Source organism: Legionella sainthelensi, assembly GCF_900637685.1.
In the GTDB taxonomy this organism is placed as follows: Bacteria; Pseudomonadota; Gammaproteobacteria; order Legionellales; family Legionellaceae; genus Legionella; species Legionella sainthelensi.
The window spans coordinates 939,454-960,327 of record NZ_LR134388.1 but is presented as its reverse complement, the minus strand read 5'-3'; the positions used below and the strand labels follow the sequence as shown (position 1 = coordinate 960,327).

The window sequence follows — 20,874 nt, the reverse complement described above, 5'->3', positions numbered from 1 at the left end:
TTTATAATGTCTTTAGGAACAAAGTTGGCCTCTTTTACAGCTGCATTAATTTTTTCTGGTTCTACTTTTGCCCAAGATGTAGTATGTCCTGATCTTGGTGAAATCCAAAAAATAGGGATCAATAAAGCCTCAATAGTCGATCGAAATTATTATATAGGCTATGCAACGAACCATTACAATACTGATTCAAATTGGAGCTTCGCTATTGGACCAGTAAATGCACACTCAGAGAACGAAACTATTGAAAGAACTAATGATATTTTATCAAAAATGACTGGTATAGGCGTGCCTGATTCCTATAATAATGATGTAATTTGCTTTTATGAATCAGGTGAAAGAGATGTGTTGGCCATCGCTATCACGGGTTCTTATGAAATATCACCAATGAAACTAAAACAATTAATATATAAAGCACATTAAGAATCAATTCCTGAGCGAAATTCGAATTCGCTCAGGCTAACTCAAAAACTTCTTATATAATCATTTATTTTGTATCCATTTAGAAAGTATGCCTGGCGCCTGGGGAAAAGCAGGATTTGAGCGCAAAATGTGTCAAATACATCCTTTCGATGCATCAGGCATATACGCTGACTTATTTTTGGATTAACCTTCTTACTACCTCTTGATCAGAAAATTGATGTTTCACAGCACCAATCTGCTGATACGATTCATGCCCTTTTCCAGCGATTAAAATAACGTCGTTTTCATCTGCGTTACCTAAAGCATAAGCAATTGCCTCCTCACGATTTATTCGTTGAATGACTTTAGACGTTGGAGCAATGCCTTGTGAAATTTCATTAATGATTACTTGTGGCTCTTCGGTGCGTGGATTATCACTCGTAATAACAATGTGATCTGCCAGCTTATCCGCAACCATTCCCATAATAGGCCTTTTGGTTTTATCTCTATCCCCGCCACAACCAAATACTACCCATAAACGCCCTTTCTTCAATTGATTTAAAGTCATTAAAGCATTCTCTAAGGCATCAGGTGTATGTGCATAATCAACCAAAACATATGGAGTATGAGCAACAATTTCCATACGTCCTGGAGCAGCTTTTAATTGGGTCATTACCTCAACTACCTGTTCAGGGATGTAATGAGCAGCTAACAAACTACTAAATATTGCTAGGCTGTTGTAAATATTAAATTGCCCTAACGCTTTGATTTTTATTTGATGCTGCCCCCAAGGCGAGTGCACTTCAATTTCCGTGCCATAAATATCCATAAACCATTTCTTAGCTCTAACATCACAATCTTGATGTATTCCATAAGTTAATTTTTTTACTTGTGGCTTAATTGCAGCAGCCATAATCTTATGATAAGCATCATCTTGATTGATAATTGCCCACTCCAAGGACTCTCTGGCAAATAGTAATGACTTAGCCCTGGCATAGTTTTCCATACTATGATGATAATCTAAATGATCTAAAGTTAAGTTAGTAAATATAGCTTGATTAAATTCAAGGGCATCGACGCGGTGCTGCGCGAGTGCATGAGAGGATACTTCCATACATACCTGTCGTGTATCCTGGTTCTTATATTGATGCAATAATTTCTGTAAATACAGGGAATCAGGAGTGGTATTATCCAATAGCTGTAATTCATTCACATTGCCTTGGCCAATAGTACCTATATAAGCCGCTTTTTGCCCTAGTAAATGATGTGCTTGAGCAAGTTGATATGCAATTGTTGTTTTTCCATTAGTACCTGTCACACCGGTTATATTTAAAAAATATCCGGGATTATCATAAAACTGTTTTGCAATACTAGAAAGCTGCATCGATAACTGGGGTACAGGAATACAAGGAACAGATTCAGGTAATACGCAATTACCAGGAAAACCCGCAGGATCATAGGCAACTGCAACCGCTCCTGAACTTACAGCCTTGTCTATAAATAAACGACCATCAGCTGCCGCACCTGCATAGGCTATAAACAAATCTCCTGGATGAATTCGGCGGCTGTCATTTTCTAGACCCGAAATCATACAGTCCATTACCGATTGTTCCATCCAAGGTTTTAATAAGTGTGAAAGTTTCATTAATTCGTTCCTGATTGGTATGTAACTCAGCACCAGCAATGAGGATCTATTTTTTTTATACAGCCCTGTTCCGCCGTTGTAAATGAATTCTCAACTGCGCGGAATAGATCAAGCTTACCCCACTAACTCATCCGTAGGTACGTTAAACAGTCTCAATGCTCCGGACATGATTTTTGTAAACAAAGGAGCAGCAACAGCGGCAGCATAATATCCTTTCCGAGAAGGTTGATGGATGATAACGACCACCACGAATTTAGGCTTTGAAACAGGCGCAATGCCAACAAAACTCGCGGTATATTTTTTATCCTTATATCCATCTTTTCCTGCTACACGCGCTGTTCCGGTTTTTCCAGCTACACGATATCCAGGTACTTTTGCAGCTCGACCCGTTCCATCTTTCATAACTGCTTCCATCATATGTAGAACCTGTTGGGCTGTTTCAGGCTTTATGACTTGTACTCCCTGCGTGGGTGGATCATTGTGCAGCAATGTCACTGGAATGAGTCTTCCTTGATTTGCAAAAATCATATTGGCCTTTGCCAATTGCAATGCAGTGACAGATAGACCATACCCAAAACTTAAAGTAGCCAAAACGAACGGATTAGCATCTTTGACGTTAACAATTCCACCTTCACTTTCACCGGGATAAGTACTTTCTGTACGTTGGCCAAAACCACAACGTTGCAATAACCCAATTAGTTGTTCTGGGGGGCTTGCCAAAACCATTTTTGTTACCCCAACGTTACTCGAGTGCTGTAATACACCCGTCACATCCAAAACCCCATAATTGTGAATGTCACGTACTGCATGGCCATGCACAACCATCCAACTGGGATTTGTATCAATAATCGTTGAGGGTTTAAACAAACCCGTTTCTAAGGCACTTGCGATACTAAACGTTTTGATTACCGATCCAGGCTCAAAGGTATCTGTTACAGCCCTATTTCTATAAGTATCCTTGTCATAACGACCCCGTGAATTTGGATTATAAGAGGGTACATTAGCCATGGCTAAAATTTCACCATTTTCAGTGTCTACTACTACTACCGAACCCGATTTTGCAGCAAATTCTTCTACAGTTTTACTCAACTCGCTGTATGCTAAATACTGCAATCGTCTATCAATACTTAAAGTCATATCACGTCCAGGACGTGGTTCTTTAATTACCCCTAATTCGTCAATAATTCTACCTAAACGATCTTTAATTACTCTTTTTTTACCGACAACGCCTTTTAACCAATCTTGATAGGCTAACTCTATGCCTTCTAACCCATGATCATCGACGTTTGTAAAGCCTACCAACTGCGAAATACTATCTGAATCAGGATAATAACGTTTAAATTCTTTTTGAAAATTAACACCAGGAATTTTAAGATTTTTTATTTGCTTCGCCAAAGGAGGGGGTAATTGTCTTTGTAAGTAAATGAATTCTAATTCTTTATTTTCAGCATCTACAATTTTGCGACTTAGTTGCTGGGGAGTAAAGTTTAAATAGGCTGCCAAGGACATAAATTGTTCTTTATCTGGAGCAAACTCCTTGGGATTAACCCAGACTGACTCTACAGGAGTACTAATTGCCAAAGGAGTACCATTTCTATCCATGATCATCCCTCGATGAGCCGGAATGTCTACTACCCGTAAACTTCGTGCATTACCCTGGCCCTGGAGAAATTGTCGATGAAGAACGGTTAAATCAACCATTCGCAAAACCAAAATAACTAAAAGCAAAGAAAAAAAAGCAGATACAATGACAAGTCTGTTTAGATGGGTTGATTTTTTCATGGGTATCTACCATTTATAACCAGTGGCAATGGTACTCGTTTGAAACAAAAACTTCTACTGCTGAGCTTGCAACCAGTAAGTATTTTTAGATGTTGGCAAAACCATTTGTAATTTATCGCTAGCCAACTCTTCTACCCGGGCTGGAGTAGCCAAGCTCGCTTGCTCCAAAAGCAATTGACCCCATTGCAATTGCAAATAGTGGGTGAATTGTTCTTGTTGTTCCACTTGATTTAAAGTGACTCGATATGAATTAGTACTGTAAACAACTGCCAACGCGCTTATCAATACAGCGATTAATAAAATAACCAGCATGTATAATGATTTAGACATATGTATATCTGCCAGTTGACCGTTAAATAAAGTACCTTCTTGGTTGATCACTTTCGCTGCAGCGTTCATGCTAATTTCTCCCCTATTCTTAGTACTGCACTTCGAGCCCTGACGTTTTCACTTACTTCACTTTCTTGCGGCATTATGGCTTTACCTATTCTTTTAAAATTTGTTTTTAATTCTTCGTAACGTATAGGTACTTCAGGAGGTGGTTTAGCACCTTCTTCTTTATTTCTCATAAATTGTTTGACAATTCGATCTTCAAGGGAATGAAAACTAATCACTACCAATCTGCCTTTAGGCGCTAAAACATGGATACATTGTTCCAAACAACTCTCTAAATCATTAAGTTCTTGATTGATGTAAATTCGAATTGCTTGAAACACACGGGTTGCTGGATGTTTGTGTTTTTCCCATTTGGGATTTGCTTCTTTTACAATTTCTGCTAATTGCAAAGTTGTAGAAATTGGGGCTATATTTCGTGCTGCGACAATTGCTTTTGCTATTCTTCCCGCAAAGCGCTCTTCCCCATAAAGTTTAAAAACAGCGGCCATTTCACCAGCTTCTGCTTCGTTAACAAAACGTGCAGCACTCAATGGTTGGGATCTGTCCATACGCATGTCTAATGGACCTTGCTGCATAAAACTAAAGCCTCTTTCAGGATTGTCCAATTGCGGTGAAGAAACACCTAAATCAAGTAAAATACCATCTACCTTTCCCAAGACACCTACTTCAGTTGCAAATTGCTCAATTTTTGCATAGGAACCTTGAAATATATGAAATCGTTTATCGTGGTCAAAGTGCTCCTTGGCATACGTGACAGCATCCAAGTCTTTATCTATAGCGTATAAACGACCTTCTTTATCTAAATGACGCAAAATCTCCTTGCTATGGCCGCCTCGTCCAAAAGTGCCATCAAAATAAATACCATCGCTTTTAATGGCTAAGCCTGTTATTGATTCGTGCAATAATACGGATTGATGTGTTGCCATATTTGTTTCCATTACAAAGAAAACGTTTTCATTTCATCAGGTAAACTAGAAGTCCCAGAACTTTCCTCAGCTAACCATTGTTCACGCCGAGTTTCCCAAATATCTTTATTCCAGACTTCAAATTTATTTCCTTGGCCTATCATCACTACATCTTTTTCCAACTGCGCATAATTTCTCAACACTGTTGGCAGCAACACGCGTCCATTGGTATCCACTTCGACATCAGTTGCATGACCAATCAATAAACGTTGTATTCTTCGTGCAGCGGCATTAAAGCTGGGTAGTTTCTGCAAATTATTTTCAATGATTTGCCATTGAGCTGCTGTATACAGCAGCAAGCATGTTTCTTCGGTATCAATAGTTATTACTAAGGGTATTTTTTCATCAGCCCCCAATGCCGCTCGATAACGCGTAGGAATAGCTAAGCGTCCTTTTGTATCGATAGTAATGGCATTTATTCCCCGAAACATGCTTTTCTGTATGTGAAGGTTTTTATTCCTCCACAATTCTCCACTTTTTTATTATTTTACTCCACTTTTATACACTATAGAAACACATTTCTCCATGCGTCAAGATAAAAAATTGCTTTTTAAGTATTTTATTTAAAGTGATCAAAATATGAGATTAAAAAAAAATCTATATAGCAAAATAATGGGCAAATTTAAAATCATAAAGAAAGATAGTTTTTAAAAACAGATTCAAAACAGGGGGAAATTATAAGATTAGGTTTAAAGTGATTTACTATGCACTTATTTTCGGGAAGGCATTCCTTGCCTTCTCAAAGATTAAGATTCTCATTACACCAGATGGGTTAAAATCACCAATCAAAATCAATTATTCATCAAGGCAGCTAAGCGTATTCCTTGAAGTACTAGATCTGGAACTAAATAATCGTATAAACCTTGCTTCTCGAACAATGACGCAAATCCACCAGTAGCTAAAATTAAAGTTTTTTCTGTACCAAAAACCTCTTCGATCATCCGCTGAATCAATTCTCGACAAGCACCAAGAACGCCATAATAAACACCCGATTGTATGCTTTCAATTGTTGAACGTCCTATTGAGTTCTCTATTTTTATTATCTCCACTGCTGGCAATTTGGCAGTATTTTTTGATAAAGCATCCACTGAAAGTCTAACACCAGGTAGAATGGCTCCTCCCATATAGGCTTTTTGTGCACTAATCACACAAATAGTAGTTGCCGTACCAAAATCAATAACAATTACATTTTGATTGGGATAAAGATGGGTAGTGGCAATTGCATTAGCAATTCTGTCAGCGCCAACCTCCACTGGATTACGGTACTTGATATTTAAGCCCGTTTTAACTCCTGCTTGTAATAAAAAGGGTTCTATAGAAAAATACTTAACGCAGGCTGCGCGCAAAGAATAGTCAATCTGGGGGACAACAGAGCAAATGCCAATTTGTTTAATTGATTCTGGCAAGCAATTATTTTCTCGCAAAACACTTTTTAAAAAAATACCCAATTCATCTGACGTACTTATCTTGGATGTATGGCGAAAACGCAACTTTATCTCATCGCCATCAAAAACACCGCCATAAATATGTGAGTTTCCAACATCAATACAAAGAATCATAACTTAAGCAGATCCGATAAAAAGAATATGATAGTAAATGCCACTTCGGTTATTAGCAAGTTGTTCGAATGAAAAAAAACAATGGAGTTCATTGAAATGAACCACAAAAAATATGAGTCAACAGAAAGTCAGAACTAAAAAAATTGGGCTGTTAACTTCTCAAGAAATGATTCTGCTTATTTAAAAAATAAAAAAGCCCTGCATTTGCAGGGCAATAGGAGATAACGATGTTATTTAAGTCATTGTGTTAATATGGTTTTACAATTACGGTTGTTCCAATATCAGCGAAATCTTCATTTAGCCATTTCGCGGCACTCGGCAAAACACGAATACAACCATGGCTTGCGTTGTAATTAGGTACTTCGTATGCTGCATGGATGGAATATCCTCCGTGGAAATGCATGCAATAGGGCATTCTAGCCCCCCCGTGGGTTTCAAGAGGATAAATACTAGAGGTACAATCCTCACCTTTCTTAGAATAAATACTAAAAGTTCCTGTAACTGTATGGCAGGGCTTGCCTTCATCTTCACAAAAGTCCTTTCCCCCTGAAGCACTACCGGTGTTCACCCTGTTCCCATCTTTATCGTAAGCCGCCCAGGCCGTTGCTTTTGGATCAAATACAATAACTTTTTTTCCCGTTGCTTCTCTTTTCACTGGAAAATAATTAGACCCTTTATTATCAGCACCCATGCTCATTGTATAGTGAGTATAACCTGCGTCATCCACAATAGGCACTGATCGATCCATAGAAGCACAAGATGTTGCTAATGCACATACTGGAACTAACACGAGATATTTTTTCACTTTATTTCTCCCTCTTTTTTATCTTATTTATCGGGAGTTTTAAAAATAGGTTTAGCTTTTTTGTAATTTTTTTTGCTTTTTTGTATTTTTTATGAACTTATAAAGAAAATAATGTTTATTTTTTAGAGTGCTCGGGTAGCATGTATTGAATCGCTAACATGAGTTGTTTATCAGTGCATTCAAAGCATCCACCTCTAGGAGGCATTGCATTTAAACCTTCATTTGTATGTTTAAAAAGAATGTTTACCCCTTGTTTTAAACGTGTTTTCCAATCGTCATTTTCACCAATTCTGGGTGCACCTATAGAAATCAAAGGTTTTATCGCATGACAATTCACACAAAAATGGTTATAAATTTGTTCCCCTTCATTTTTGGCTCCACTAATTGATTGTAAAAATTCTTGGGGGTGGTGACTTTCTGCATACGCTGATATCTGGAAAACCAACAAAATTACGCTATAAATACTGAAACGAATCATCATTATATACTCCTGAAATTGGCATATCTGATTTTTATCAAAAATGAGCATACTAAGTGTTTTACTATTTTATGCAAGTAGCGATGGGTTGGATGAATGATTGAATCATAGAAAAGCTTCTTTAGAAAAAGCGACTAAGCATAATGTGTGTTCCGGTTAAGCAGTTTATGAATACAGAGTCTATCGAGTTTGTACTTTTATTCCATACTCATACTAGCTCCTAAAAACAAAAAATCTTTTTCTCCAAAAACACAAAAATCAAGTAGAATGAAATTTAAAGAAGCACTATCATGTAAAAAAATCAATAAAACATCTAAAGTTTTTTTAAAATGAGCCGATAAAGATAGAAGTCAAATATGCTTGAGGATACATTATGTTAAATCCAATCATTGATATAGCTCCCGTAAAAACAATAGAGCTGGAAGAACATTTAAAGAAAATACATGAAGACGTTAAAAATTTAACTGATGCACCCTCATCACATGTCAGTATCAATGACACATCCAAACAGCTAGAGGCAATAAAAAACTCTCTGAAAGAAGTTTCCGAAATTAATGAAGCGCGCGTTTTATATTTTAAAGCTGAAATCGCACTAGGCAATTATCAGATTGATAGCGACAAAATTGCTATGAAGATGTTAAAAGAGCCTCTCTGTGTTGATTAAAAAAATTGCGAATAAAAACCAATGACTAATCTTGTCCCTAGTCCTCAAATCGCATTAAATCATCAATTAAAAACACCTTGATTTTTAAAAGTTCTGAGCATCCTCATGGGACATTACCAGAAACCATAAAAGTGGGGTTATTCCAATCCGAATATGAGGATTTAGAATCACCTATGGAAAATGAGCCAAGGAGTTGCAAAATCACATTTTGTCTCTGAATTTGATAGAGACAAACGAACCTCCAAAAAAAGACCACATGCGGAAATCATCAGTATCTTCAGAAAGATTTAAAAGAAATTTAAAATCCATTCACTGGATTGATTTCGAAGAGGCAATTAAAAATATGCAGGCGCTTAGATGTCCTCTGTGATTGGCAGGGGAATCATTACATTCCCCTATTTTTTCGCAATGCCTTGATGCAAAACTCACTGCATACGAAGAGCACCATCAAGACGTATTACCTCCCCATTCATCATCTCATTTTCGATAATATGAGCGACCAGTGCTGCAAACTCGTTAGGTTTTCCAAAACGTTTCGGAAAAGTCATTGTCGTCACTAAATTATCTTGTACTTCTTGAGGCATATTGAGCAACATTGGTGTGGCGATCAATCCCGGTGCAATTGTGTTTACACGAATTGCAAACTGAGCTAACTCCCGCGCTGCCGGGAGGGTCATCGCTACAACCCCACCTTTAGAAGCACTGTAAGCAGCTTGCCCAATTTGACCTTCAAATGCAGCAATCGACGCCGTGTTAATGATCACACCTCGCTCCTGGGAGTTGCTCTCCAACTCCAGGCTGCTCATCGCATGAGCAGCGACCCTCATCACATTAAACGTACCAATAAGATTCACATCGATTACTTGCTTAAAAGCAGCCAACGGCATGGGGCCATCTCTCCCAACAATGCGCTTTGCAGGCGCAATTCCAGCACAATTAACACAAACTCGAGGCACACCTAATTGTTCTATGGTCTGCTGCATTGCTTTTTCTGCGGATTCATCAAGCGTTACATCACAACTAATAAATAAATCTGCTTCACTTTGTTCATCAACTTGTTTATCCCAAACAACAACATGCATTCCTCGTTGTTGAAGATATTGAACACAAGCTTTTCCCATCCCCGAAGCACCACCAGCAATTAAAACAATTTGATTTAAAAAATTCACTGTCTACTCTCCATGAATTGTAGTACCTAGGCAAAACGAAAAAAATTGTCGTTTCAAAGCATACTTTATTTTATATTCCTTTCACCTGGTAAGTTTATTTAACTAAAAAACTCTTTGCTTAACATTTTAAATTCGGGAGTACCGGCTTTTTTTAGCCATTCAAAAAATACCATTTCAGAAGTAACGAGTTGAACTCCTTCTTGTTTCATTCGTTTTAATCCATATTTCATATTTTGTTCGCCACGACAGCTTACCGCATCAACCACGACAAAAACATCATAACCTTCACTTCTCATTTCTAGTGCAGTTTGCAAAACACAAACATGGGTTTCAATACCGATAAGGACGAGCTGTTTTTTTTGAAATTGCTTTAAGCGATCTGCATATTTTGACTCACCCATGCAAGAAAAAGACACCTTGTCGATGCATTCTTGTTGATTAAAATAAGGGTGAAATGTCTTCAAAGTTGAACCAAGACCTTGGGGATATTGTTCGCTAACTAGAACTGGAATTTCTAGTCTTTGCGCTAATTTTAATAACCATTCACAGTGGCTTATCAATGCTTCACTATTAAGTACAGCTGGCGTCAATTTTTCTTGTACATCAATTAATAATAAAAGTGAATCATTTCTATTTAATAACATCCATATTCTCCCTAGAATCAAGTCATCATGCAGCAAGAAAAACTCGTAACTTCTCGCCTTCTCGCTGCTTTATATAACTTTCTTATTTAATGCAAGTTCGATACAAAAAAAACATCATTTTTTATATCGAACAGATTTTATTTAGTACTGGATCCTATATAAACGCGACGTGTTTACGACTGAATTCCAGCTACATCAATTGTTCTCATTGTTACATCCATTTGCTTATTACCACGCTGGATAGAAACAGTTACTCGTTCGCCTACTTTGATTTCAGTGAGCATGTTGTATAAAACATCATAGTTTCGAACTGCATGGCCATTTAATGCAACAATAATATCACCTAATTCAATACGACCCCAAGCATCTTTATGAGTACCATGCAAGTGGGCTTTACTTGCGGGTGTATTTGGTAAAACATCTGCAATTAATATTCCTTTATGTATCCCTAACCGATGAGCAATACTAGATGGCACACTTTGAATACCGATTCCAGAGAGCACCACACGACCATTCTTAATGATTTGCGTCACAATACGCTCAATATCATCAGCAGGAACAGCAAAACCAATTCCTGCTGATGAGCCTGAATTAGAATAAATCATAGTGTTCATACCAATTAATTGTCCTGCACTATTTAGTAGTGGACCACCTGAATTGCCCGGATTAATGGGGGTGTCTGTTTGGATCATATTGTGAATCGTCACCCCTCCAATTCCTGGAACTTTTCTACCTAATGCAGAAATAACCCCCTTAGATAAACTATGATCGAGGCCAAAGGGATTACCTATTGCGATCGCCTTTTGTCCCACCATAAGATCATTCAGGTGCACTATTTCAAATGGCTTAAACCCTTTAAGTAAGGCTAATGCTTGGGGTGACTCAATCTTTAACACAGCAATATCTTTACGTGGCTCCGCAGCAACTACTTTTGCTGGCACAGTCAATTTGCCCAAAGTAACTGCTAACTTCTCAGCTCCTTTTATCACATGATAATTTGTTACTATATAACCACTGTTATTCCACACAATACCAGAACCGGCTCCCGCTGGTATTTGCATTTTTTTTAAAGATTGATTAGTTACAGTTGCTAATCGATGAACATAGACAACTTTAGGCGACGCCTCTTGGAAAACGGTCACTGTGTTTTGCTCATCTGGAAGTAGCGAATTCACACTTAAACTGTATCCTGGGAACGTCAGAGTGAAACATAAAATAAACGAAATAAATCTCAAAAAACGTTTTCTTGCCATTAATATACCTCCTCCAATTAGCTCAAAATCCCGCATTCCTCAAAAATGCAGGAGAATTGTAATATATACCAACAAAAATGTCACTAATTGACTCAGAAGAATAATTTTAACTCAAGTAGTTGTTGATGTTTTTTGGGTAGCCACCAAGAAATTTATTGCTCCCCTCTACTGTCGCAGAGGAGATTAGGAAATATGACGAGACAAATAAATATCATTATTGTTTCTCATGATCGGAGCTACCTCTAAACCACAGCATGCAATTTATTGGTGCAGATGTATTAATTGAGTATGAATTTCTATTGCAAAATAATGATTAAATGTTTGAAAAGAATCAATAATTGGCCATTGCTCGGGCTCCTCTAATAGATATTTCATTGCCGTTGCAGAGATTGAAAAAAAGTTTTTTTGGATAAAAGGTTTTATTTCAGTCAAATTGGAAAAGTCTCTAACTAAAACTGTTGTATTTTTTGCTAATTGATTTAATTTGATTTTTTCAACGACATCTTGTAAACCTTCTTGTCTTTTTTCTGAAGAATTAATCCAATTCAACAATCCTAAACGGGGTTGAATTAATAATAATTGATGTCCTTTTTCAATTGAAGGCTCCATCAAAAGAATATGATGATGTAATTCAAATTTAAAACAACAAAGAAAATCAAGAAAGTTGATGCTTATTTCGTTTGGTACTCTATCTCCTAACCAACGCATAATTTCATGGCCAAACATAATTGAAAAATGTTCTTCTATTTGATCAAGAATAGGTTTATCCACATGATGTTTTTCAAAAGCATATGCAGTATTATCAATTTGTAACAATCTTAAATCAGGTAATTTAATCCCGGGTAACTTTGACGTGAGAAATGATAGGAAAGCAGCCGTAGGTTTTAATACAACTATTTCATACTGACTCTGGCGCATATATCTCTCCTTGATTGGGTTACTCATCCTAAATACAACAGGCCCTTATTTAACGTTAGTTTCGATTAAATATTTGCATAAATATTTGAGTAGACCTTGATACAAATTGAGTCTCATAACATTCTTATCTAAAACTGACGCTATTTAAAACGATAGACTATATATCGGCATTTTGCGAATCCCCTTTAATTTTTTCTACGCTTTATGAAGCAGGATTTCTTTCTAAAAAGCGACAATTTTTATTAATGGTTGACCTCAAACCTTACTTTTTTTACAGTACGCCCATACGAAACACCACAAAGAACCATTTAGAGTGAATAAACAAAATTTATATGAGCAATTTAGCAAACCATTACTACTCTGGTTTGCTCTGCATGGCCGTAAAAATCTACCTTGGCAACATCCACGTACTCCTTATAGAGTATGGATTTCCGAAATTATGTTGCAACAAACTCAAGTACAAACAGTTATTCCCTATTTTGAGCGTTTTATACAGCGCTTTCCGGATATTAGTGACTTGGCGCATGCACACGAAGATGATGTGCTCTCTTTATGGTCAGGACTAGGGTACTACAGCCGGGCTAGAAATCTTCATCACACTGCAAAACTTATTTTGCAACATCATCAAGGAGTATTCCCAAATGACCGTAAATTATTAAACGAATTACCGGGAATTGGCCCTTCCACTTCAGCAGCTATCTTATCGCAAGCATTTAACAAGCCAACAGCGATTTTGGATGGCAATGTGAAAAGAGTTTTAACCCGTTTTTTTAGGATCAAAGGCTATCCAGAGCAAGCTCAAGTCAAAAAAAAGTTATGGGAACTCGCTGACTCTTGCATGCCCCAAGAGAACTGTGCGGATTATACCCAAGCCATTATGGACTTAGGCGCTACCTGTTGTATTACAAAAAAACCCCAGTGCTCGAATTGCCCCTTGCAAGAAAATTGCTTGGCCTTTAAACATGAAGAGCAGCATTTATATCCTACAAAAAAAATTAAAAAATCAATACCGACTCAATATCAGCAATTATTAGTTTTACACAATGAGAAAGGAGATATCTATTTAGAAAAGCGTCCTCCTTTGGGGTTATGGGGCGGTTTATGGTGTTTGCCAAGCATTGATACCGATAAATGCCCCTTGGATTTTATTCGTGTGCACTATGATTTAGCGGGTGAACATCCCCAACCATTACTTGCTTTTAAACACCGTTTTAGTCATTTTCATTTAGAAATTAACGCCCTCAGCATAAAAACTGTATATTTAGGTATGCAACTGTCCGAAAATCAAGGCAAGTGGTTTACAAAAGAACAATTAAACTCCTTAGGATTAGCCCAACCTACCCGCAAAATACTTTCTTGTCACTACATTACATCGCAGAACTTATGAAGGACTATTTTAGGGGCTTTTGATAATTCAAATCGCTACACCCCGCGACTTGCTCCTAAAAGTCCGCAGAAAATTGCTTTAATTTATTGAAAAATAAAGCAATGGATTGAAGAATATGTGGCGTGGAACAAATTACGTTCCCTTTATTGTGAGCCGAGAAGTGTTGGAAGTTTAATTCAAAGAGCCACCACGGGCCAAAATTCGAATTGCTTCTTTTGCATCAGGCTGTCCTAAATTTGCTGCTGCATTGATCCAAAACCAAGCCTTTTTACGATCTTCTACAACGCCTTTACCGTAATAATACATATAGCCTACCGCATATTGGGCATCAGGTTGGCCTTTTTCAGCCTCTGGCTTTAACCGGATAAACGCTTTGCGATACTCTTCTACTCTAAAACTATCTATACCCTCTCGCAAATTAACAGAGCTGGATATAACACAGCCCCCAAGAGTAAAAACAAAAATTACAACAGTTAACAATTCCAATAAACGTCTCATAAATCCTTATCCTCTGTCAAAGGCTTTGCTGCTGGCTCAAAGATTAATTCATTTTTAGGTAAACTCAAACTCTCTAAAGTACCACGTCGATCCACTAAAATTCCAGTAGCCATGATACGCTTAATGACCGCACCCCCAGGTACTGTATCCCCGATCTTATAAGTTTTTTCCTCTCCATTAGCAGAGCGTATAATTACCTGTGACTCATTTATTTTATTAGCAAATAAGATTCCAACCAACGTGACATTCAGCATTGATTTTTTAATACTCGATAAATTATTAGTAACATAAACCCCAAATAATGATGTATGTAAAATAGCATCAAAAGAATTCTGTACCTTTGTGACTGGTACTTTATTTATTGTTTCAGGGGGAGATTGAACATTTGAAGAAAAAAATAAAGTAGACCATTCACTAATGATCAATAGAGAAAAAAGCAAAATTAAAGCAATAACAACCCACTGTGCGTATTTTGCTGTTAACAAAGCAAGAAGATCAAATTTCATTGTTAAACGCCCTGATTAATAAAAAAAACCGAAGTCTAGATAAACCACAACAAAAAAACACACCGTTTATACCCATGAGACAGCTAAACTTTTCTGTACATATAAGCCTCACTAGAATATCCTACATCAACTAGTCTGAAAAGATCGCTCTTCAATACACGAAAAAAAATCAAGTTACCTAAAAAGGATAGATCTCAATGAAAAAAAGCCATTTTGATACCCGTGCGATACATGCCGGCCAAGAACCATGCCCAAGTACAGGTGCGGTGATGACTCCTATTTATGCAACATCTACCTACAAACAAAGTGCCCCAGGCGAACATCTAGGCTATGAATACTCGCGTACCCACAATCCCACCCGCGGTGCCTATGAAGGATGTATTGCTAGTTTAGAGTCAGGGGTTCGTGGTTTTGCATTTGCCTCAGGAATGGCTGCAATTAATACAGTAGTTGACTTGTTAGACGCAGGAGATCATGTCGTAGCGATGGATGACTTATACGGAGGAACTTTTCGCTTATTTGATAAAGTAAAAACACGCACCTCCCACTTATCTTTTTCATTTGTCGATATGTCAGATTCCCAAAAAATAGAAGCTGCGATTACCTCAAAAACACGTATGCTTTGGGTTGAAACTCCCTCGAATCCTATGCTAAAACTCGCTAATTTACGTGAAATAGCAATAATTGCGAAAAAATATAATTTAATCGCTGTTGCAGATAACACCTTTGCAACTCCCTGGATACAACGCCCTCTCGAACTAGGATTTGATATAGTCCTTCATTCTGCCACCAAATACCTTAATGGTCATTCTGATGTAGTAAGTGGCGTGGTAGTTGTCGGCGATAATCCAAATTTAGCAGACAAACTTGCATTTCTTCATAATTCATGCGGGGGAATTGCTGGCCCATTTGATAGTTTTCTTGTTTTAAGAAGCTTAAAAACTCTATCCTTACGCATGCAAAGACATTGCGAGAATGCTAATCATCTAGCAAATTGGCTGGACAACCATGCCAAGGTTAGTAAAGTCATTTATCCAGGGCTTGAAAGCCACCCACAACATCAACTCGCAAAAGAGCAAATGCAAGGCTTTGGAGGTATGATTTCCATGGTCATTGACGGTGGACTTGATGCTGCTAAGCGATTTTTATCACGCTGTGAATTATTTACCCTGGCTGAAAGCCTTGGGGGTGTAGAGAGCTTGATTGAACATCCCGCGATTATGACTCATGCCTCAATCCCTCCAGAGCAACGAAAAACATTAGGTATAGAAGATGGATTTATTCGCCTGTCAGTAGGCATAGAACATATAGATGATTTACAAGCTGATTTGAAATACGCATTTGAAGATTAAAAATATTTAAACAGAATTGCTATAAGCTTAGAAAATTTGTTGTCGTACTTGTGAAAATGAGCTCCCCTCTGAACTTTCGTTTTCGCAAAATAAACAAACACTTAAGTAAAGACAATAGCGTAAACTTCAAATAATACCAGATACAGGAAAAAGAGATGCACACGTTACAAACTCTAATTGAAGAAGCATTTGAGCAACGTCAAACATTATCCATTGATACGGTAACGCCTGAACTAATCACCGCAATTAGTGAAGTACTATCTTGTCTCGACAGTGGTCAACTTCGTGTTGCAGAAAAAATAAATAACGAATGGATTGTTCATCAATGGATAAAAAAAGCCGTTCTCTTATCGTTTAAACTGAATCCCAATCAAATCATTGATTCCGGTTTTTGTCAGTTTTACGACAAAGTACCTCTCAAATACAATAATTATACTGAAGAACAATTCAAACAAACTGGAGTAAGGGTGGTTCCCCATGCAATAGTCCGTAAAGGTGCCTATATTGCAAAAAACTGTGTTTTGATGCCTTCTTATGTGAATATAGGGGCTTATATCGATGAAGGAGTCATGGTAGATACCTGGGCTACTGTGGGTTCGTGCGCTCAAATCGGTAAAAATGTTCATCTTTCAGGAGGGGTAGGTATTGGAGGGGTTCTTGAGCCTTTGCAAGCTAATCCTACAATAATTGAAGATAATTGTTTTATCGGAGCACGCTCTGAAGTAGTTGAAGGAGTCATCGTAGAACGCAATTCAGTTTTATCTATGGGAGTATACTTAGGACAAAGTACTAAAATATATAACCGACTCACCGGTGAAATCACTTATGGACGAATACCAGAAGGATCAGTAGTGGTTGCAGGAAGTTTACCAAGTGAAGATAAAAGTTACAGTTTGTATTGTGCCGTCATCGTAAAACAAGTAGATGAAAAAACAAGAGCGAAAGTAAGCATCAATGAATTACTAAGAGCAAATTAATATGGCCCCATACTCAGACGTCATTTCTTCTCCTCGTGTTAAAGCGTTGCAAAAAATCCTCGACACACTGATTGGTTTTCCCTCGATTACTCCAGAAGATGCTGGATGTCAGGAATTTATGATTCAATTTTTAGAGGGAGTCGGATTTACTTGCCAACGCATGAATCAAGGACCCGTATCTAATTTTTTTGCATCCTATGGAGACACAGGCCCTCTTTTAGTCTTTGCTGGTCATACAGATGTAGTTCCCATTGGTGAAATCACAAAATGGTTTACCGATCCGTTTGTGCTCGAAAATCGAGATGGACTACTCTATGGGCGCGGTGTAGCTGATATGAAGGGCAGTCTCGCGTGTATGCTCTTGATGGCACAACGTTTTATTAAAACGTACCCCCAATTTCACGGAAGACTAGGCTTTCTGATAACAAGTGCCGAGGAAGGCGAGGATTATGATATGGGTACACCTTATGTGATGCAGCTTTTAGCAAGACAAGGTATCCATATTGATTACTGTGTTGTAGGTGAACCCTCAAGTACTCACAGTGTGGGTGATGTCATTAAAATTGGCAGACGTGGGTCACTGAGCGCAAAAATTAATGTTCATGGAAAACAAGGACATGTCGCATACCCTCATTTGGCAGATAACCCAATACATAAAATGAGTCCTGTGCTGAACAAACTTACTACTACAGTATGGGACCAAGGTAATACCCATTTTCCACCGACTACAATGCAAATTACCCACATGCATTCTGGCGGCCATGCTGCAAATATCATCCCAGGTGAGTTGGTGTTGCATCTTAATTTTAGATATTCTACAGAACAGACCCACCATGCATTAAAAGAAAAAGTGGTTTCTGCCTTCCAAGAATTTAACCTGAACCCAGTTATTGAATGGCGCCTCAGCGGTGAACCTTTTTTAACAGCCCATGGTACCTTAATCGAAAGTTGCAAAGAAGCAATCATCGAGCTCACAGGAAACTCACCCGAGCTGTCTACTAGTGGGGGTACTTCAGATGGCCGTTTTATAGCACCCTATGGTGTTGAAGTTATTGAGCTTGGGCCTGTAAATGCAACAATCCATCAAGTTAATGAATGTATTACTTTAAACCAATTAGAAGAATTAGAAACTTTATATTTTTTAATTTGTGAAAAACTGTTCATTAAGTGATTCTTTAGTCTATACTTCCAGAGAAATTAAGGAGTACAAGATAAAAGGGAGTGTAGACACAGACCCAACCACGCTAATTTGAACATTTTAATCTCCCCTTTTGACAGAGTAATCCTTAATTCATTGCCAATAGTATCTGTTCAGAGGGTGAGCTTGCCTCTTGATGGAAGGACAGATTTGAGTGCAGATTGCAAAATACAGCTTTTCAGTGCATGAGACGTGAACACGTACAATATCCGTCATTAGGGTTTAGTATAGGAGAGATAAACATGAAGGGTTGCCAATTAAATCCTGTAGCTTTGGGTCTTGCCTTTGGCGTTCTATGGGGTGTATCCATATTCATTTTAGGATTACTCGCATATTATTATACTTATGGACATGCTTTTGTTTTAGCTGTTGGTTCGTTATATCCAGGTTATGCACCTTCAATCAAAGGCAGTATCTTCGGAGGAATTGTAGGTTTTATTGATGGGTTTATTGCAGGTTTTCTTATTGCCTGGCTTTATAATTTGTTTAATTGCTGCAAGTGTATCTGCTGTAATAAAAATAAAGATGCAACAGCTAAATAGCTCTTTGTAGCCTGAAATTTTTCAGGCTACAAAAATATCGCAACCAGGCTTTTAAAATTATTTAATTCACAACATGCCATGTGCCATCTGGTTGACGACATGCACTACCACGTAATGTTTCAGTTTTTCCATCAATAACTGCTTTAGTTATATACTCTCGGCAAGGCAAACGCTCCCGATAATATGTACGCGTTGGCTGTACCGAATATCTATAGCCTGTATCAGGATTAGACCAATTTACCGCTCTACCGGTAGGAGCAGTTTCTAATGCGCGTTGCATTTCCATTCGATCTACCTTATCCATGGTTTTACCAATTTGACCACCCAAGTAAGCACCAACAATGGCACCACCTGCTGCCGCAGCCATTCGAGCCGCTGATCCACCACCAAATTGACTTCCAATCAAACCACCGATAACACCACCTGAAATAGTGCCTACGTCTTCATGAGTTACTGGTCCGCAACCCACCAAAAATAAAGACAATGATGCAACAGCTAGCTTTTTCATAACATATCACCATTTAATAAGGTTACAAAATCGGTTGTCATTCTAACATCACGTTCAGTTATTATCCATAGTTGTAAAGATATCATCTCTATCATAAGTGAAATCATCCAGGAAACCCAACTAAGAAACACAACATCAATTGATATTACTACGATCTACCATGACGTACTCGCTCAGAAATTTGGCACAGCAATTCGTAGCCCGAAGTACCAGCAGCTTGTGCGACTCGTTCAACTAAAATGTGTTTTCCCCAGAGCTCAACTGGTGCTCCAGGTTTAACCTCTTGATGCTCTGTTAAATCCACAGCCAGCATATCCATGGATACTCGCCCTACGATAGGTACTTCTTTACCTTGAACCCACACTGGAGTATTTTCTGCAATGTGTCGCGGATAACCATCTCCATAACCCGCAGCAACAATGCCTATAACAGAGTGCTTTTGACTTTTCCAAATGCCACTATATCCTACTGCAGCTAAAGGAGGATTATAATGTACTGCACTGATTGCTGATACAAAGCGCATAACAGGAAGCAAACCTAGTTCTATCGCGGTCTTATTAGCAAAAGGGGACACGCCATAAAGCATAATTCCAGGTCTCACAACGTCCGCATGAGTTTGGGGGAAAGCAATAATAGCTGCTGAATTAGCAATGCTTCGTTGACTAAAACCGTCAATAGAAATATTCTCAAATAAAGAAATTTGCTCAAAATTTTCTACGCGCTCTGGTTCATCTGCACAAGCTAAATGAGTCATCAAACCAATATCTTTATCTACCCAAGTACAAGTTTGTAATGCACCCATGACTTCGTGTAACTCTTGGGGCTTGAACCCTAAACGATGCATGCCTGTATTTACCTTGACCCATAGTTTAATAGGTCTATTTAAGGGGGTATTTAAAAGCCATTCTAATTGATGAGGTTGATGTATGACACATTCAAATTGATGGTGAGCCACTATTTTAAATTCATCAGGGCTAAACACACCTTGAAAAAGAATACAAGGAGTACGACTACCTATCTTATGGAGAATTAAAGCTTCCTCAATGCAGGCAACTCCAAAAGCATCAACGTGCCCTTCTAATACTGGAGCCACAATGTGTACACCACAACCATAAGCATTTGCTTTGACCATCGCAATTACTTTCTTGCCAGGGGCAAGTCGTCTTATCTTTGCTAAATTATGGAGTAAAGCACTGGGCTCTATTACCAGTCTAGTAGGTCTTGACACC

General features: G+C 38.0%; 23 protein-coding genes. 7 read left to right on the top strand and 16 right to left on the bottom strand.

What is annotated here, in order from left to right:
- Window positions 1-6 precede the first annotated feature (6 nt).
- Window positions 7-420 (top strand): DUF4949 domain-containing protein, encoded by a 414-nt coding sequence (locus EL220_RS04240; protein ID WP_027270970.1) that lies wholly within the window; start codon window positions 7-9, stop codon window positions 418-420.
- Window positions 421-592: 172 nt separating this feature from the next.
- On the opposite strand, the gene EL220_RS04235 is transcribed toward EL220_RS04240, so the two are convergent.
- The 8 genes from EL220_RS04235 to EL220_RS04200 all read right to left on the bottom strand — a co-directional run bounded on the left by EL220_RS04235 (window position 593) and on the right by EL220_RS04200 (window position 8,032).
- Window positions 593-2,044, bottom strand: coding sequence for a UDP-N-acetylmuramoyl-L-alanyl-D-glutamate--2,6-diaminopimelate ligase (locus EL220_RS04235; protein WP_027270971.1), 1,452 nt, complete (start codon window positions 2,042-2,044; stop codon window positions 593-595).
- Window positions 2,045-2,158: 114 nt separating this feature from the next.
- Complete coding sequence (locus EL220_RS04230; protein WP_027270972.1) at window positions 2,159-3,826, bottom strand: peptidoglycan D,D-transpeptidase FtsI family protein; 1,668 nt, start codon at window positions 3,824-3,826, stop codon at window positions 2,159-2,161.
- A gap of 54 nt (window positions 3,827-3,880) precedes the next feature.
- On the bottom strand, window positions 3,881-4,225 hold the full coding sequence (ftsL, locus tag EL220_RS04225) for a cell division protein FtsL (protein WP_027270973.1): 345 nt from the start codon (window positions 4,223-4,225) through the stop codon (window positions 3,881-3,883).
- Complete coding sequence (gene rsmH, locus EL220_RS04220) at window positions 4,222-5,148, bottom strand: 16S rRNA (cytosine(1402)-N(4))-methyltransferase RsmH (RefSeq protein ID WP_027270974.1); 927 nt, start codon at window positions 5,146-5,148, stop codon at window positions 4,222-4,224. Before rsmH ends, ftsL begins: the two co-directional genes overlap by 4 nt.
- 11 nt (window positions 5,149-5,159) lie before the next feature.
- Entirely contained in the window at window positions 5,160-5,618 is a 459-nt protein-coding gene (mraZ, locus tag EL220_RS04215) for a division/cell wall cluster transcriptional repressor MraZ (RefSeq protein ID WP_027270975.1), read from the bottom strand.
- 360 nt (window positions 5,619-5,978) lie between these two features.
- The gene (locus EL220_RS04210; RefSeq protein WP_027270976.1) at window positions 5,979-6,746 is read right to left on the bottom strand and encodes a type III pantothenate kinase; all 768 of its coding nucleotides are present in this window, start codon (window positions 6,744-6,746) and stop codon (window positions 5,979-5,981) included.
- Between the two features lie 247 nt (window positions 6,747-6,993).
- Window positions 6,994-7,551: a L,D-transpeptidase gene (locus EL220_RS04205; protein ID WP_027270977.1), complete on the bottom strand. Its 558-nt coding sequence runs from the start codon at window positions 7,549-7,551 to the stop codon at window positions 6,994-6,996.
- Window positions 7,552-7,666: 115 nt separating this feature from the next.
- Window positions 7,667-8,032 carry a c-type cytochrome gene (locus tag EL220_RS04200; protein ID WP_027270978.1) on the bottom strand — a complete coding sequence of 122 codons (366 nt, stop codon included), beginning with the start codon at window positions 8,030-8,032 and terminating at the stop codon, window positions 7,667-7,669.
- A gap of 370 nt (window positions 8,033-8,402) precedes the next feature.
- Between EL220_RS04200 and flgM the strand changes: the two genes are divergently transcribed.
- Window positions 8,403-8,693 (top strand): flagellar biosynthesis anti-sigma factor FlgM, encoded by a 291-nt coding sequence (flgM, locus tag EL220_RS04195; RefSeq protein ID WP_027270979.1) that lies wholly within the window; start codon window positions 8,403-8,405, stop codon window positions 8,691-8,693.
- A 425-nt stretch (window positions 8,694-9,118) separates the two neighbouring features.
- On the opposite strand, the gene EL220_RS04190 is transcribed toward flgM, so the two are convergent.
- The 4 genes from EL220_RS04190 to EL220_RS04175 all read right to left on the bottom strand — a co-directional run bounded on the left by EL220_RS04190 (window position 9,119) and on the right by EL220_RS04175 (window position 12,677).
- Window positions 9,119-9,862: an SDR family NAD(P)-dependent oxidoreductase gene (locus EL220_RS04190; RefSeq protein WP_027270980.1), complete on the bottom strand. Its 744-nt coding sequence runs from the start codon at window positions 9,860-9,862 to the stop codon at window positions 9,119-9,121.
- Window positions 9,863-9,960: 98 nt separating this feature from the next.
- Window positions 9,961-10,506 (bottom strand): hydrolase, encoded by a 546-nt coding sequence (locus tag EL220_RS04185; protein WP_027270981.1) that lies wholly within the window; start codon window positions 10,504-10,506, stop codon window positions 9,961-9,963.
- A gap of 173 nt (window positions 10,507-10,679) precedes the next feature.
- Window positions 10,680-11,759, bottom strand: a complete 1,080-nt coding sequence (locus tag EL220_RS04180; protein WP_027270982.1) for a S1C family serine protease — start codon at window positions 11,757-11,759, stop codon at window positions 10,680-10,682.
- Between the two features lie 261 nt (window positions 11,760-12,020).
- Window positions 12,021-12,677, bottom strand: a complete 657-nt coding sequence (locus tag EL220_RS04175; protein ID WP_027270983.1) for a hypothetical protein — start codon at window positions 12,675-12,677, stop codon at window positions 12,021-12,023.
- Window positions 12,678-12,990: 313 nt separating this feature from the next.
- On the opposite strand from EL220_RS04175, the gene mutY reads away from it, so the two are divergent.
- Window positions 12,991-14,064 carry an A/G-specific adenine glycosylase gene (mutY, locus tag EL220_RS04170; protein ID WP_027270984.1) on the top strand — a complete coding sequence of 358 codons (1,074 nt, stop codon included), beginning with the start codon at window positions 12,991-12,993 and terminating at the stop codon, window positions 14,062-14,064.
- Between the two features lie 171 nt (window positions 14,065-14,235).
- Here mutY and EL220_RS04165 read toward each other — a convergent pair whose 3' ends face one another.
- Complete coding sequence (locus EL220_RS04165) at window positions 14,236-14,562, bottom strand: tetratricopeptide repeat protein (RefSeq protein WP_035906024.1); 327 nt, start codon at window positions 14,560-14,562, stop codon at window positions 14,236-14,238.
- Entirely contained in the window at window positions 14,559-15,068 is a 510-nt protein-coding gene (locus tag EL220_RS04160) for a type II secretion system protein N (RefSeq protein ID WP_027270985.1), read from the bottom strand. Before EL220_RS04160 ends, EL220_RS04165 begins: the two co-directional genes overlap by 4 nt.
- Before the next feature lie 197 nt (window positions 15,069-15,265).
- On the opposite strand from EL220_RS04160, the gene EL220_RS04155 reads away from it, so the two are divergent.
- The 4 genes from EL220_RS04155 (at window position 15,266) to EL220_RS04140 (ending at window position 19,137) form a co-directional block, all read left to right on the top strand.
- Entirely contained in the window at window positions 15,266-16,420 is a 1,155-nt protein-coding gene (locus tag EL220_RS04155) for a trans-sulfuration enzyme family protein (protein ID WP_027270986.1), read from the top strand.
- 155 nt (window positions 16,421-16,575) lie between these two features.
- On the top strand, window positions 16,576-17,397 hold the full coding sequence (gene dapD, locus EL220_RS04150; RefSeq protein ID WP_027270987.1) for a 2,3,4,5-tetrahydropyridine-2,6-dicarboxylate N-succinyltransferase: 822 nt from the start codon (window positions 16,576-16,578) through the stop codon (window positions 17,395-17,397).
- Window position 17,398: 1 nt separating this feature from the next.
- Window positions 17,399-18,568, top strand: a complete 1,170-nt coding sequence (dapE, locus tag EL220_RS04145; protein WP_035906025.1) for a succinyl-diaminopimelate desuccinylase — start codon at window positions 17,399-17,401, stop codon at window positions 18,566-18,568.
- Window positions 18,569-18,837: 269 nt separating this feature from the next.
- Window positions 18,838-19,137, top strand: coding sequence for a bacteriophage holin (locus EL220_RS04140; RefSeq protein ID WP_027270989.1), 300 nt, complete (start codon window positions 18,838-18,840; stop codon window positions 19,135-19,137).
- A 61-nt stretch (window positions 19,138-19,198) separates the two neighbouring features.
- On the opposite strand, the gene EL220_RS04135 is transcribed toward EL220_RS04140, so the two are convergent.
- Both EL220_RS04135 and alr read right to left on the bottom strand, forming a co-directional pair.
- Window positions 19,199-19,645 carry an RT0821/Lpp0805 family surface protein gene (locus EL220_RS04135; protein ID WP_027270990.1) on the bottom strand — a complete coding sequence of 149 codons (447 nt, stop codon included), beginning with the start codon at window positions 19,643-19,645 and terminating at the stop codon, window positions 19,199-19,201.
- Window positions 19,646-19,793: 148 nt separating this feature from the next.
- Window positions 19,794-20,873 (bottom strand): alanine racemase, encoded by a 1,080-nt coding sequence (gene alr, locus EL220_RS04130; protein ID WP_027270991.1) that lies wholly within the window; start codon window positions 20,871-20,873, stop codon window positions 19,794-19,796.
- Window position 20,874: the final 1 nt, after the last annotated feature.

What these genes read in the sequence shown, in the direction of transcription:
- EL220_RS04240 (WP_027270970.1), top strand. Translation starts at nt 7, where the DNA reads ATGTCTTTAGGAACAAAGTTGGCCTCTTTTACAGCTGCATTAATTTTT.
- EL220_RS04230 (WP_027270972.1), bottom strand. Translation starts at nt 3,826, where the DNA reads ATGAAAAAATCAACCCATCTAAACAGACTTGTCATTGTATCTGCTTTT.
- dapD (WP_027270987.1), top strand. Translation starts at nt 16,576, where the DNA reads ATGCACACGTTACAAACTCTAATTGAAGAAGCATTTGAGCAACGTCAA.
- EL220_RS04175 (WP_027270983.1), bottom strand. Translation starts at nt 12,677, where the DNA reads ATGCGCCAGAGTCAGTATGAAATAGTTGTATTAAAACCTACGGCTGCT.
- mraZ (WP_027270975.1), bottom strand. Translation starts at nt 5,618, where the DNA reads ATGTTTCGGGGAATAAATGCCATTACTATCGATACAAAAGGACGCTTA.
- EL220_RS04160 (WP_027270985.1), bottom strand. Translation starts at nt 15,068, where the DNA reads ATGAAATTTGATCTTCTTGCTTTGTTAACAGCAAAATACGCACAGTGG.
- flgM (WP_027270979.1), top strand. Translation starts at nt 8,403, where the DNA reads ATGTTAAATCCAATCATTGATATAGCTCCCGTAAAAACAATAGAGCTG.
- EL220_RS04155 (WP_027270986.1), top strand. Translation starts at nt 15,266, where the DNA reads ATGAAAAAAAGCCATTTTGATACCCGTGCGATACATGCCGGCCAAGAA.
- ftsL (WP_027270973.1), bottom strand. Translation starts at nt 4,225, where the DNA reads ATGAACGCTGCAGCGAAAGTGATCAACCAAGAAGGTACTTTATTTAAC.
- EL220_RS04210 (WP_027270976.1), bottom strand. Translation starts at nt 6,746, where the DNA reads ATGATTCTTTGTATTGATGTTGGAAACTCACATATTTATGGCGGTGTT.
- EL220_RS04185 (WP_027270981.1), bottom strand. Translation starts at nt 10,506, where the DNA reads ATGTTATTAAATAGAAATGATTCACTTTTATTATTAATTGATGTACAA.
- EL220_RS04200 (WP_027270978.1), bottom strand. Translation starts at nt 8,032, where the DNA reads ATGATGATTCGTTTCAGTATTTATAGCGTAATTTTGTTGGTTTTCCAG.
- EL220_RS04165 (WP_035906024.1), bottom strand. Translation starts at nt 14,562, where the DNA reads ATGAGACGTTTATTGGAATTGTTAACTGTTGTAATTTTTGTTTTTACT.
- EL220_RS04140 (WP_027270989.1), top strand. Translation starts at nt 18,838, where the DNA reads ATGAAGGGTTGCCAATTAAATCCTGTAGCTTTGGGTCTTGCCTTTGGC.
- EL220_RS04235 (WP_027270971.1), bottom strand. Translation starts at nt 2,044, where the DNA reads ATGAAACTTTCACACTTATTAAAACCTTGGATGGAACAATCGGTAATG.
- EL220_RS04135 (WP_027270990.1), bottom strand. Translation starts at nt 19,645, where the DNA reads ATGAAAAAGCTAGCTGTTGCATCATTGTCTTTATTTTTGGTGGGTTGC.
- dapE (WP_035906025.1), top strand. Translation starts at nt 17,399, where the DNA reads ATGGCCCCATACTCAGACGTCATTTCTTCTCCTCGTGTTAAAGCGTTG.
- rsmH (WP_027270974.1), bottom strand. Translation starts at nt 5,148, where the DNA reads ATGGCAACACATCAATCCGTATTATTGCACGAATCAATAACAGGCTTA.
- EL220_RS04180 (WP_027270982.1), bottom strand. Translation starts at nt 11,759, where the DNA reads ATGGCAAGAAAACGTTTTTTGAGATTTATTTCGTTTATTTTATGTTTC.